This is a genomic window from Ancylobacter sp. (genome assembly GCF_965279025.1).
In the GTDB taxonomy this organism is placed as follows: domain Bacteria; phylum Pseudomonadota; class Alphaproteobacteria; order Rhizobiales; family Xanthobacteraceae; genus Ancylobacter.
The window spans coordinates 2,615,291-2,627,025 of sequence record NZ_OZ257132.1 but is presented as its reverse complement, the minus strand read 5'-3'; the positions used below and the strand labels follow the sequence as shown (position 1 = coordinate 2,627,025).

The following is an 11,735-nucleotide window of genomic DNA, read 5'->3' as shown; positions in this document are numbered from 1 at the left end:
CGACAATGGCGCGCCCCTATCCTTCACGCAAGCCCGCCGCAACTCTTCTGAAGGAGGCCTCCATGGCCCTCGACAAAGTCGTTCTCATCACCGGCGCCTCCAGCGGCATCGGCGCTGGCATTGCCCGCGAACTCGGCCGGGCCGGGGCGACACTCGCTCTCGGCGCCCGCCGCACGGATCGTCTTGAGGCGCTTGCCGGCAAGATCGGCGGCGACGTTCTGGCCCGGCGTGTCGACGTCACCGACCGCGCCGATGTTGCCGCCTTCGCCGATGCGGCCCGCGCGCGCTTCGGCCGGGTCGACGTGATCGTCAACAATGCCGGCATCATGCCGCTCTCGCTTATGGCCTCGCTCAAGGTCGAGGAGTGGGACCGCATGATCGACGTCAACATCAAGGGCGTGCTCTACGGCATCGCCGCCGTGCTGCCGGAGATGACGGCGCGCGGCTCGGGTCACATCATCAACATCGCCTCGATCGGCGCCTTGGCCGTCTCGCCGACGGCGGCGGTCTATTGCGCGACGAAATTCGCGGTGCGCGCCATCTCGGACGGGCTGCGGCAGGAGAATGAGCGCCTGCGCGTCACCTGCATCCACCCCGGCGTGGTGGAGAGCGAGCTTGCCCACACCATCACCGACCCCGTCGCCGCCGAGGCGATGAAGGCGTACCGCGCCATCGCCCTGCAGCCGGACGCGATCGGCCGCGCTGTCCGTTACGCCATCGAGCAGCCCGACGATGTCGATGTGGGCGAGATCGTCGTCCGCCCCACCGCCAGTCGCTGAGGAGATAGTCGTGACCCTGTCCATGACCCAGCCGCGCCTGCGCGCCGCCGTCGCGGCGCTCGCGCTGGCGGCAACATCCTGCGGCGCCGCAGCCGACACGCGGGACGAGCGGCGCCAGCGCGGCGACGCGGTGGTCCAGAAGCTCAACAAGGGCGCCCCGCAGCCGGCACTGGAGGCCATGCGGCGGGAGTTCCCCTTCCTCGCCGAGGCGACCGAGGCCTATGCGCTGGGCGATGTTTGGTCGCGGCGCGGCCTCGATGACCGGACCCGCCAGATCGCCGCTGTCGCCGCCTTTGCGGCGCTCGGCCAGCTCCCCTTCATGCAGGTCCATGCCGGCTACGCGCTCAATATCGGCGTGTCCGAGGAGGAGTTGAAGGAGGTCGTCTACGTCACCACCGTCACCGCCGGCTTCCCGCGCGCCATCGCCGCGTCGCAGGCGCTGTCGGAACTCTTCGCCGAGCGCCGCGCATCGGCCGGCACGTCCGAGGTTCGGCCATGAACCGGCTCCCGCTGCTCGCCCTCGCCCTGCTTGCGGGCTCCTGCTTCTTCCCCACCGACAAGGCCCATGCCCAGATGCCACAGAACGCCAAACCTTCGCAGACGCCGCAGAGCCACCCCTATGTCGGCATGTGGGTCACCCCCGACCGCCATATCCGGCACGAATTGCTGCCGAATGGCCGCTACGACGAAGCCCGCGGCACCCGCCAGGGCGCCTATCAGGGCCGCTATGAGGTGACCGGAAGCGAAATCTTGTACTGGGACGACACCGGCTTCACCGCCGACGGCGTCTTCGTCGATGAAGACACGCTGCACCATGGCGGCATGGTATTTCACCGCCGGAAGTGAGCCGGTCGGGAGCAGCCCCGCTCTCTCCCGGCCGGGGCCGCCCGGGACCGCCCTCGCCGGCACGCCTCGTCAGTGCAGGGCGGCCGGCACGCGCATGCTCCGGTTGCCCCGCAGCCGCAGCGCGCCCCAGCCGAGGCCGAGCACCGCCGCCGTCACCGAGGCCAGCAGCACGCCGAGCTTGGCGGCGCCGAGCAGCGCCGCGTCCTCGAACGCCAGCGTGCCGATGAAGATCGACATGGTGAAGCCGATGCCGGCGAGAAGCCCGACCAGCAGAACGCCGGCCCAGTTCACGCCGGGCGGCAGCATTCCCCAGCCCATCCGCACCACCAGCCAGCTTGCGGCGACGACGCCGAGAGGCTTGCCCACCACAAGTGCGGCGACAATGCCGACCAGTATTCCCTGCGCCTCGGGGCGCGCGAGATCGAGCCCATCGAGGCTGACGCCCGCATTCGCCAGCGCGAAGATCGGCATCACGAGATAGGCGACCCAGGGGTGCAGCGTCATTTGTACCCGCGTCACCGGCGGCACCAGTTCGCGCTGCGCAAGCCGCAGTCGCTGCGCGGCTGCAACGACATGAGACGGCGGCGCGTCGGCGGCATGGCGGATGTCCTCCAGCGCCCGCGCGGCGGCATTGAGCGGCAGCTCACGCCCGGCCAAGGGCACTACCGGCGTCAGCATGCCCAGGATCACGCCGGCGAGCGTGGGGTGGGCGCCGGTCTGCAGCAGCCCAAGCCAAAGGATGGCGCCCGGTACGACATAGGCATAGGCGCTGCCGATGCCGGCCGCCTGCAGTGCCAGCACCAGCGCGATGCCGCCGCCGGCGACCAGCAGGCCGCTATAGTCCAGCCCGCCGGAATAGAAGAGCGCGATGATGAGAATGGCGATGATATCGTCGATGATGGCGAGGGCCAGCAGGAAGATGCGCAGATTGACCGGCACCGACTTGCCGAGCAGCGCCAGCACGCCGACCGCGAAGGCGATGTCGGTCGCGGTCGGCACTGCCCAGCCATCGAGAGCCGGCGGTCCGCTGTTGAAGGCGACATAGATCGCCGCCGGCACGATCACTCCGCCCAGCGCGGCGACGATCGGCAGCACGGCCGAGCGCATGTCGGAAAGCGAGCCCTCATGGATCTCGCGGCGGATTTCCATGCCGACGACGAGGAAGAACACGGTCATCAGCGCGTCGTTGATCCAGAAATGCAGCGACTGCGAGATGACCAAGGAGCCGAAGCCAAAGCTCAGCGGCGCGTGCCAGAGGTCGTGGTAGCTCTGGGCAGCGCTCGAATTGGCCCAGGCCAGCGCAATGACGGCCGCTGCCAGCAGGGCGATACCGCTGACGGCCTCGATATGAAGAAAACGCTGGACGGAGGCGAAGGCACGCTCGGAAGCGAGGCGCGTACGCAGACGCGCGCGGGAAAGGCGGCGATTCATCAAGACAGGTCCCTGCGCGGCGGCCCGACCTGCGCACTTACCTGCCCTCGCCGCGGAATGCAGCTGACGACACCCAGCCAGATTTTAGGGCAGAAGGACGCTTGTTCCAAGCCCCGGGAACCCGCACGACTGGAAGACCCTGCGGCGTGCCCCTAGCCAGCGGCCATCCGCGCGACCGCGCGTCGGGCGATCTCCGCCACGAGATGAGCTCGATAGGCGCCGCTGCCATGGATGTCCTCGATCATCGCGTCTGCCGGGAGGCCCAGCCCCTTCAGTGAGACAGGAGAGAAAGCGCCGGCAAGCGCTTCCTCCGCCTCAGCCCAGCGAAACACCCCGCTTTGCCCGGCGCCCGTCACCGCGACGCGCACCAGATCCTCGCCGCTCGCGGCGACTCCGCGCCAGATGAAGACACCCGCCATGGCATAGCGCGAGGCGGGGTTACGGAACTTCTCGTAGACCCCCTGTCCGCCAAGCGGGAAAACGACCCTGACCACGATCTCGTCCGACGCAAGCGCGGTCTCGAACAGCCCGGTGGAGAAGTCGGCAGCAGGGATCTCCCGTCGGTCGGTGACGATGGTGGCGTCCAGCGCGAGGCACGCGGCCGGATAGTCGGCGGACGGGTCGTTATTGGCGATGGACCCGCCGATGGTTCCCCGGTTGCGCACCGCCGGATCGCCGATCGACCCGGCGAGCGCCGCCAAGGCCGGCAGCACGTCGCGCACCAGCGGCGAAGCGCAGACATCGGCGTGCCGGACCATGGCACCGATGGAAAGCCGTCCTTCCCTGATCGCGAGGACGCGCAGTTCCGGCACCGTGGAAAGGTCCACCAGATCGCTCGGCGCGGCCAGGCGCTGCTTCAGCGTCGCGATCAGGGTCTGTCCGCCCGCAAGCGGCTTGGCCTCCTCATTGGCGCGGAGCAGGCCGACCGCCTCGCTGAGCTTTTCCGGGTGGTGATAGGCGAAGGCGAACATGGCGCGCTCCTATTCCGCCGCCGCAATGCCGGGCGCCGCAGGACCCATGGACCGCACCCCGGCGATGATGGCCCGGACGATGTTGTGGTAGCCGGTGCAGCGGCAGATATTGCCCTCCAGCTCGACACGCACCGTGTGCTCGTCGAGCGCGTGGCCGTGACGCCGGACCATATCCATCCCGGCCAAAATCATGCCCGGCGTGCAGAAACCACACTGCAGTCCGTGATGCTCGCGAAAGGCTTCCTGCATCGGATGCAGCGTGTCGCCAGCCGCGAGCCCCTCGACCGTCAGCACCTCGCGGCCCTCGGCCTGCACCGCCAGCACCGCGCAGGCTTTGATGGCCTCGCCATCGACATGCACGGTGCAGGCCCCGCACTGGCTGGTGTCGCAGCCGACATGGGTGCCGGTCAGCCGCAGCTCGTCGCGAAGCAACTGCACCAGCAAGGTGCGCACATCCACCTTCATGGAAACGGCCGTTCCGTTCACGGTGAGCGAAAGGGAATGTGCCATCGGATCTTGGAATGAGGTGTCTTGCATCGGACTGTTCCCGGTCGACGGCGAGGCATTGGGCAAAAAGATCAGGGCGTGAGCTCGTCCATCGCGGGAGGGGCGGCACTCGCTGCCGCCGGCACCGCATCGGGCGCGACGACCCGGGCGAACGCCGTGAAGAACTCGCCGGCCAGCTTCCGGGACGTGCTGTCGATCAGCCGGGCGCCAAGCTGGGCGATCTTCCCGCCGACATTCGCCTGCGCGCTATAGGTGAGACGCGTGGCCCCGTCCGGCTCCGCCTCGAGCCGCACGTCGGCACCGCCCTTGGCGAAACCGGCAACGCCGCCCTGTCCCTCGCCGGCGATGCGATAACCATGCGGGGGATCGAGATCCGACAGCGTCACTGCCCCCGAAAAGGTTGCTTTCACCGGGCCGATCTTCAGAACGACCCGGGCGGTGAACTGCGTTGGTGAGGACTGCTGCAGCTCCTGACAGCCGGGAATGCACTGCCTGAGGATTTCGGGGTCGTTCAGAGCCTGCCACACCGCCTCGCGGGAGGCCTCGATACGCTGCGCGCCGGTCAGTTCCATGTGCCACCTGCATCAAGAAGCCTCGCACGGCCGGGGCCGCGCGAAAACCAGAGTCCGCTGCCTCGCCTGACCGCGGGCAGCGATGTCGACGCCGGGCACGAGGGCGTCGACGGTGTCTAGCAACGCCTGTGCCAAGCCTGTCGGCGCCGCGCCTTCGCGCTCGGCGCCGCATCGCGAGAGAAGGCCTGACGCAGGGCGCACACACCGCTGCTCCCTTGTTGATCGCCGCATGCCCAAAATTAACGCAATCGGCAAGACCATTAAATATTGAGCAAATCATCTTGAATGGTATTGTTACATAGCACACCAGACCATCGCCTCGGCGCTGACCCGCCGGCTCTCGGTGGCGCGCGACACGAAGGCCCCGCCGGGCAGGGGCCGCATCGACCTTTTTGGCGTATCCAGCACAGGGAAGATTCGCATGTTCGCACAGGGTTTCCTTCGTTCCTCCCGCGCCAGAATGTTGGCGGGCGGCCTGGCCACCGGCCTTCTCGCGGCCGGCCTGTTTGCCGCCACCCCTGCCCTCGCCCAGGAGACGATCCGCATCGGCGCCCCGCTCGCCCTCACCGGCGGCCTGGCGGACGAGGGCCATAAGCAGGACGTCGTCTGGAAGATGTGGGTCGAGAAGGTCAATGCCGCCGGCGGCATCCCTGTCGGCGACAAGAAGCTCAAGGTCGAACTGATCGAGTACGACTACCAGTCGGAAGGCCAGCGGGCCTCGCAGCTGGCCGAAAAGCTCATCAATGACGACAAGGTGCAGTTCCTGTTCTCGCCCTTCGGCTCGGGCCACACCAAGATCGTCGCCGGCGTGGGCGAGCGCTACCAGGTGCCGACCATCGCCTGCGTCGCCTCCTCCGAGAGCGTCTACGACCAGACGCTGAAATACCTGTTCGGCACGCTTTCCCCCAATGGCGGCATGACCACCGCCATGGTGAAGTTCTTCAAGGAGAAGTTCCCGGAGACCAAGACGATCGCCGTGCTCGGCCGCGACGACGTGTTCCCGAAATCCATGGCGGAAGGCATCGCCAAGGCGGCCGAGGCCGGCGGGCTGACGGTCGCCTACAAGGAGCTCTACCCGGTCGGCACCATGGACCATGCCGCCGCGCTGTCCTCCATCAAGGCGACCAAGCCGGACTGGATCTACATCACCGGCTACACGCAGGACCTCATCCTCGCGCGCAAGCAGATGCAGGACCTCGGCATCACCGCGCCGATCGTCACCATGGTCACCGGTCCGTCCTATGCCGAATTCACCGAAGGCCTCGGCCCGCTGGCGAACGGCATTTCCTCGTCGAGCTGGTGGCATCACCTCACCAGCTATCACGGCCAGGGCGTGTGGCCGACCACCGCCGCCTTCTACGAGGACTTCAAGGCCCGCACCAAGAGCGACCCGGATTATGTGCACGGCTCCTGCGCGGCGGCCGGCGAGGTCATCGTCGACGCGCTGGCCCGCGCCGGTTCGCTCGACAAGGCCAAGGTGCGCGACGCCATCGCGGCGACCGATATCCAGACCTTCTACGGCCCGATCAAGTTCGGCCCCAACGGCATGAACCTTCCCCGCGAACTGCCGATCATCCAGGTGCAGGGCGGGGCGATCAAGGTTCTCGCCCCGGCCGCGATCAAGAATGCCGACATGATTGCGATGCCCTGACAGGGCGGTCCCGTTTCAAGCGCGCGCCGGCAGCGTCGGCGCGCGTCCCGCTCACCAGGCTTATGGCTTTATCCGGCGGCGGCGACCCGGCGACAGCTTCAGGGACGACATGGCGATCTATCTTCAGATCCTTTCGAACGGCCTGATGCTCGGCGCGCTCTATGCCTGCCTGGCGGTCGGCTTCTCTCTGGTCTGGGGTGTGTTGAACGTCATCAACATGCTCCACGGCTCCTTCATCATCCTCGGCGGCTACCTCACCTTCTTCGCGTGGCACCTCTACGGCATCCACCCCGTGGTGATGCTGCCCGTCATCGCGGCGCTGATGTTCGCGCTGGGCTTCTCGCTGCAGAAACTGGTGATCAACCGGGTGGTCAGCGCCCCGGTACTCACGACACTGACGCTGACCTTCGGCCTCGACATGATCCTCTACAACGCGATGACCTACTGGTTCACCGCGACCCCGCGCCGGATCACGCTCGATCTCGGCGCGGTGCATCTGGGCTCCGTCGTGCTGCCGGTGGACCGGCTCATCGGCACCGGCCTCGCTCTGGCGATGACGCTGTTACTTTATGCGGTGATGCGCGGCTCGACCATCGGCCGGGCCATCGTCGCCGTGCGGATGGACCGCTCCGCCGCCGAACTGATGGGCATCCGCACCGACCGCATCTACGCCATCACCTTCGGCATCGGTGCGCTGATGGCGGGCGTGGCGGGCGTGGTGTTCGCCACCGTGTTCCCGATCACCACCAACGTCACCGGCATCTGGCTCGGCAAGGCCTTCGTGGTCTGCGTGGTTGGCGGGCTCGGCTCGGTGCCGGGCGCGCTGGTCGGCGGGCTGGTGCTAGGACTCGTGGAGAGCCTCGCCGGCCACTGGTTCGGCCCCCAACAGGCGATCACCGCCGGCTTCGTGCTGATGCTGGTGCTGCTGGTCACCCGGCCCACCGGCCTTGTCGGCGTGAGGGGGTACGAATGAAATCCGGTTTTCCGCTTTACGCGGCCATGGTCGCCGGCCTGCTCGTGCTTGCCACCACGCCGCTCTATGCCGACAATTACGTCGTGCGCACCGCCGCCATCATCGCCATGTATGGCGCTTTGGCGACCTCGTGGAACTTCATTGGCGGCTTCACCGGCTACCCCTCCTTCTCCACCGCCGCCTTCTTCGGCCTCGGCGCCTATGTCGGGGCGATCTGCCAGCGGCACGGCATTCCAATGGGCCTCGCCTGGGCGATCGCAACCGTCATGGTGGCGGTGTTCGCGGCGCTGCTCGGCGCCATCATCCTGCGGCTACGCGGACATTACTTCGCCATCGGCTCCATCGCCGTGGTGGAGGTGTGCCGGCTGGTGGTCTCGTCCTGGTCCGGCCTCACCGGCGGAGGCGACGGGCTGAACCTGCCGCGGATGGCCTGGCCGCCGGAGGAACTGATGCGCTTCTTCCTGTTCGTCATGCTCGCCATCCTTCTCGCCAGCCTGATCGCCACGATCCTGGTCGACCGCTCGCGCCTCGGCTTCGGCCTGCGCTGCATTCACCAGAACGAGGATGCCGCCGCCATGGTCGGCATTAAGACCACCGCCTACAAGATCGCCGCCTACACGCTCTCGGCCATGTTCTGCGCCACCGCCGGGGCGGCCTATGCCTCGTGGACCGGCTATATCGACCCGACCGATTCCTTCCAGATCGTGATGACGGTGAAGGTCGTCGTCATGGCGATGCTCGGCGGCGCGGGCACCATAATTGGACCGGCCCTCGGGGCGGCGGCCTTCGTGCTGCTGGAAGAACTGTTCTGGGCCAACTTCCTCGACTGGAACCGCGCCATTCTCGGCGTCGTCATCGTGCTGCTGATCTTCTTCCTGCCCGGCGGACTGCTCAGCCTCGGCATGCTGCGGCGGCTGCGGGCGGCCAAGGTGGAGGGTGGCAAATGATCGAGCCCATCTTGCGCCTCGACGGCGTGTCCAAGCAGTTCGGCGGGCTCAACGCGCTCACCGACGTCTCGTTCTCGCTGAATGAGGGGGAGGTCGTCGGCCTCATCGGACCGAACGGCGCGGGCAAGACCACGCTGGTCAATGTGGTGACCGGAAACCTGCGTCGTTCTTCGGGCCGCATCCTGTTCAAGAGCGAGGATGTCGGGCTGCAGAAGCCCTATCAGGCCGCCCGCCGAGGACTGGCGCGCACCTTTCAGATCGTGCAGCCCTTCCCGGCGATGACGGTGCTGGAGAATGTCACGGCCGGCGCGCTGTTCGGCGGCGGGGCGGCCTCGCTGGGCGACGCCCGCGGCATGGCGCGGGAAAGCCTCGAATTCGTCGGCCTCGACGCGCTGGCCGACCGGCCCGCCGCCAATCTGGCCCTGGCGGCGCGCAAGCGGCTGGAACTGGCCAAGAGCCTCGCCATGAACCCGCGCGTGCTGATGCTGGACGAGGTCAATGCCGGGCTCAACTCCTCCGAGATCGACGGCGCTCTCGCCCTCATCCGCAAAATCGCGGAGCGCGGCGTCACCGTGCTGATCATCGAGCACCTGATGAAGGTCGTCCTCTCGCTGTCGAAGCGCCTTCTGGTGCTGCATCACGGCCAGCTCATCGCCGACGGGCCGAGCGCCGAGATCGTCGCCGACGAGCGGGTCATCGAGGCCTATCTCGGCGCCAAGTTCGCCGCGCGGCTGAAGGAGCTCAACCATGGCTGAGCCGCTGCTGGCGCTGGAAGGCGTGACCTCAGGCTACGGCCAGATCCAGGTGCTGTGGGGCATGGACCTCGTGGTCCAGCCCGGCGAGATCGTCGCCCTCGTCGGCTCCAACGGCGCCGGCAAGAGCACGCTGCTGCGCACCATTTCCGGGCAGATCGCCCCGCAGGAGGGGTCGATCCGCTTTAACGGCGAAAGCATCGGCGGCGCCCGGCCCGATATCGTGCTCAAGGCCGGACTCGCCCATGTGCCGGAGGGCCGCCGCCTGTTTCGCGGCCTCACCGTGCGCGACAATCTGCTGCTCGGCGCCTATCTGCGCACGGACCGGCAGGCGATCGCGCAGGACCTCGACTGGGTGTTCGAGCTGTTCCCGATCCTGCGCGACCGCCAGCGCCAGGACGCCACCACCCTCTCGGGCGGCGAGCAGCAGATGTGCGCGGTGGGCCGGGGCATCATGTCCCGTCCGCGCCTGCTGATGATCGACGAACTCTCACTCGGGCTCTCTCCGCGCATGGTGGAGCATCTGAGCGAGGCGCTGACGGCGCTGAATCGGGCCGGTCAGACCATCTTGCTGGTCGAGCAGGACGTGATGACCGCCTTCGAGCTCTCCCACCGTGCCTACATCGTCGAGAACGGCCGGGTCGCCCGGTCCGGCATCTCCGCCGAACTGGCGCGCGACCCCAGTGTCAGCGAGGCATACCTGTCGATTTAATCGACGAGTTTATCAGAATAATTTGCATGAATGGTTCTATCATTAGTATCATACAATACGCGTGACGACCGCCCGCCCGCCTTCCCGCAGGAATTGCATGAACCCGTTCGAGCTGCCTTCCTCCATCGCCGATGTCCCGACCTATGAGCGGACCGTCGCCCATCTGCGCGAACGTGGCATCGTGCTGCCGCGCTTTTCCGAGCTGGCGGCGCCCGACACCCTGCCCGCCGGCGCGCGTGCCATGGCCGCCGCCGCCGACACGCATGCCCCGGACGCGCGGAACCTGTTCGGCCTGCACTGGTTCAACGATGCCGCGACGCTTGCCGGCAAGGCGGTGCCCGCGCATATCGAGCTGCCATCGTCGATCACCGGCGTGCCGGCGCGCATCGTGGTGATGCTGGGCCGGCACTTCCCGATGATCCAGGCCCACAAGGTTCTGGCGGCCTATGCGTGCCTTGTGCCGCGTCTTGTCACCGGCATGTTCGACCCCACCCACCACCGCGCCGTGTGGCCCTCGACCGGTAATTATTGCCGCGGCGGCGTCGCCATCTCCCGCATCCTGGGCTGCCACGGCGTGGCGGTGCTGCCGGGCGGCATGAGCGCGGAGCGCTTCAACTGGCTGGAGAAATGGGTCACCGACCCCGCCGACATCGTGCGCACGCCGGGCACCGAGTCGAACGTCAAGGAAATCTACGACGCCTGCGCGGAGATGGCGAAGGACGAGGCCAATTTCATCCTCAACCAGTTCTCCGAATTCCCGAACTACCTCGCCCATTTCGCCGTCACCGGCGCGGCCGCCGGGGCACTGTTCGAGGGTTTGAGCGCGGGCGCGCCGGGGCTTCGGCTGACCGCCTTCGTGGCCGGCACCGGCTCGGCCGGCACGCTCGGCGCAAGCGACCATCTCAAGGAGAAATACGGCACCCGCATCGTCGCCATGGAGCCGGAGGAATGCCCGACCCTGCTCTATAACGGCTTTGGCGAACACAATATCCAGGGCATCGGCGACAAGCACGTTCCCCTCATCCACAACGTCACCAACACCGACATCGTGGCCGGCGTCTCCGACGTCGCCTCGGACGACCTCGCGCTGCTGTTCGGCACCCCGGCGGGCCGCGCCTATCTCGCCGAGCGACGCGGGGTGGACGCGGCAACACTCGACGGCCTCGCCTCGCTGGGGCTTTCGGGCATCGGCAATGTGCTGGCCGCCATCAAGACCGCGCGCCGGCTCGATCTCGACGCGGACGATGTCATCCTCACCGTCGCCACCGACGGCGCCGCGCTCTACGCCAGCGAGCGCGCCCAGCATCTCGCACGCAAGGGCGGCACGTTCGACCAGGTCAGCGCCGGGGAAGCCTTCGGCCAGCATTTGCTTGGCGCTGGCGCCGACCATGTGCTGGAGCTCGACCACCGCGACCGCCAGCGCGTCTTCAACCTCGGCTATTACACCTGGGTCGAGCAGCAGGGCATCAGCGTCGAGGATTTCGAGCGGCGCCGCCACCAGAGCTTCTGGCGTGGCCTGCGCGCGCATCTGGGCCTGTTCGACGAGATGATCACCCGCATGAATCGCGACATCGGCCTCGCGCAAGCGGCGTAG

At 67.6% G+C, this 11,735-nt stretch carries 13 protein-coding genes; 9 read left to right on the top strand and 4 right to left on the bottom strand.

Annotated elements, in window-relative coordinates; all coding sequences use genetic code 11:
* Positions 1–62 precede the first annotated feature (62 nt).
* Genes ACQY76_RS12090 through ACQY76_RS12080 form a run of 3 tightly spaced genes read left to right on the top strand, consistent with a single transcriptional unit; the run spans position 63 to position 1,625 of the window.
* Positions 63–779 (top strand): SDR family oxidoreductase, encoded by a 717-nt coding sequence (locus ACQY76_RS12090; protein WP_428028986.1) that lies wholly within the window; start codon positions 63–65, stop codon positions 777–779.
* 22 nt (positions 780–801) lie between these two features.
* Positions 802–1,278, top strand: coding sequence for a carboxymuconolactone decarboxylase family protein (locus ACQY76_RS12085; RefSeq protein ID WP_428032998.1), 477 nt, complete (start codon positions 802–804; stop codon positions 1,276–1,278).
* On the top strand, positions 1,275–1,625 hold the full coding sequence (locus ACQY76_RS12080) for an Atu4866 domain-containing protein (RefSeq protein ID WP_428028985.1): 351 nt from the start codon (positions 1,275–1,277) through the stop codon (positions 1,623–1,625). Before ACQY76_RS12085 ends, ACQY76_RS12080 begins: the two co-directional genes overlap by 4 nt.
* 69 nt (positions 1,626–1,694) lie before the next feature.
* Here the strand turns inward: ACQY76_RS12080 and nhaA are convergent, their stop codons facing one another.
* The 4 genes from nhaA to ACQY76_RS12060 form a co-directional block, all read right to left on the bottom strand.
* Positions 1,695–3,056: a Na+/H+ antiporter NhaA gene (gene nhaA, locus ACQY76_RS12075; RefSeq protein ID WP_428028984.1), complete on the bottom strand. Its 1,362-nt coding sequence runs from the start codon at positions 3,054–3,056 to the stop codon at positions 1,695–1,697.
* 152 nt (positions 3,057–3,208) lie between these two features.
* On the bottom strand, positions 3,209–4,027 hold the full coding sequence (locus ACQY76_RS12070; RefSeq protein ID WP_428028983.1) for an FAD binding domain-containing protein: 819 nt from the start codon (positions 4,025–4,027) through the stop codon (positions 3,209–3,211).
* A gap of 9 nt (positions 4,028–4,036) precedes the next feature.
* Complete coding sequence (locus ACQY76_RS12065; protein ID WP_428028982.1) at positions 4,037–4,537, bottom strand: (2Fe-2S)-binding protein; 501 nt, start codon at positions 4,535–4,537, stop codon at positions 4,037–4,039.
* Between the two features lie 68 nt (positions 4,538–4,605).
* On the bottom strand, positions 4,606–5,106 hold the full coding sequence (locus tag ACQY76_RS12060) for an SRPBCC family protein (RefSeq protein WP_428028981.1): 501 nt from the start codon (positions 5,104–5,106) through the stop codon (positions 4,606–4,608).
* 421 nt (positions 5,107–5,527) lie between these two features.
* Here ACQY76_RS12060 and ACQY76_RS12055 point away from each other — a divergent pair, with 421 nt between their 5' ends.
* From ACQY76_RS12055 to ACQY76_RS12030, 6 genes are all read left to right on the top strand, one after another.
* Positions 5,528–6,757 carry an amino acid ABC transporter substrate-binding protein gene (locus ACQY76_RS12055; RefSeq protein ID WP_428028980.1) on the top strand — a complete coding sequence of 410 codons (1,230 nt, stop codon included), beginning with the start codon at positions 5,528–5,530 and terminating at the stop codon, positions 6,755–6,757.
* Positions 6,758–6,866: 109 nt separating this feature from the next.
* Positions 6,867–7,730 (top strand): branched-chain amino acid ABC transporter permease, encoded by an 864-nt coding sequence (locus ACQY76_RS12050; protein ID WP_428028979.1) that lies wholly within the window; start codon positions 6,867–6,869, stop codon positions 7,728–7,730.
* Complete coding sequence (locus ACQY76_RS12045; protein ID WP_428028978.1) at positions 7,727–8,677, top strand: branched-chain amino acid ABC transporter permease; 951 nt, start codon at positions 7,727–7,729, stop codon at positions 8,675–8,677. Before ACQY76_RS12050 ends, ACQY76_RS12045 begins: the two co-directional genes overlap by 4 nt.
* Positions 8,674–9,432 carry an ABC transporter ATP-binding protein gene (locus tag ACQY76_RS12040; RefSeq protein WP_428028977.1) on the top strand — a complete coding sequence of 253 codons (759 nt, stop codon included), beginning with the start codon at positions 8,674–8,676 and terminating at the stop codon, positions 9,430–9,432. The genes ACQY76_RS12045 and ACQY76_RS12040 overlap by 4 nt, the downstream gene beginning before the upstream one ends.
* Complete coding sequence (locus tag ACQY76_RS12035; protein ID WP_428028976.1) at positions 9,425–10,141, top strand: ABC transporter ATP-binding protein; 717 nt, start codon at positions 9,425–9,427, stop codon at positions 10,139–10,141. Before ACQY76_RS12040 ends, ACQY76_RS12035 begins: the two co-directional genes overlap by 8 nt.
* A gap of 97 nt (positions 10,142–10,238) precedes the next feature.
* Positions 10,239–11,735, top strand: a complete 1,497-nt coding sequence (locus ACQY76_RS12030) for a pyridoxal-phosphate dependent enzyme (RefSeq protein ID WP_428028975.1) — start codon at positions 10,239–10,241, stop codon at positions 11,733–11,735.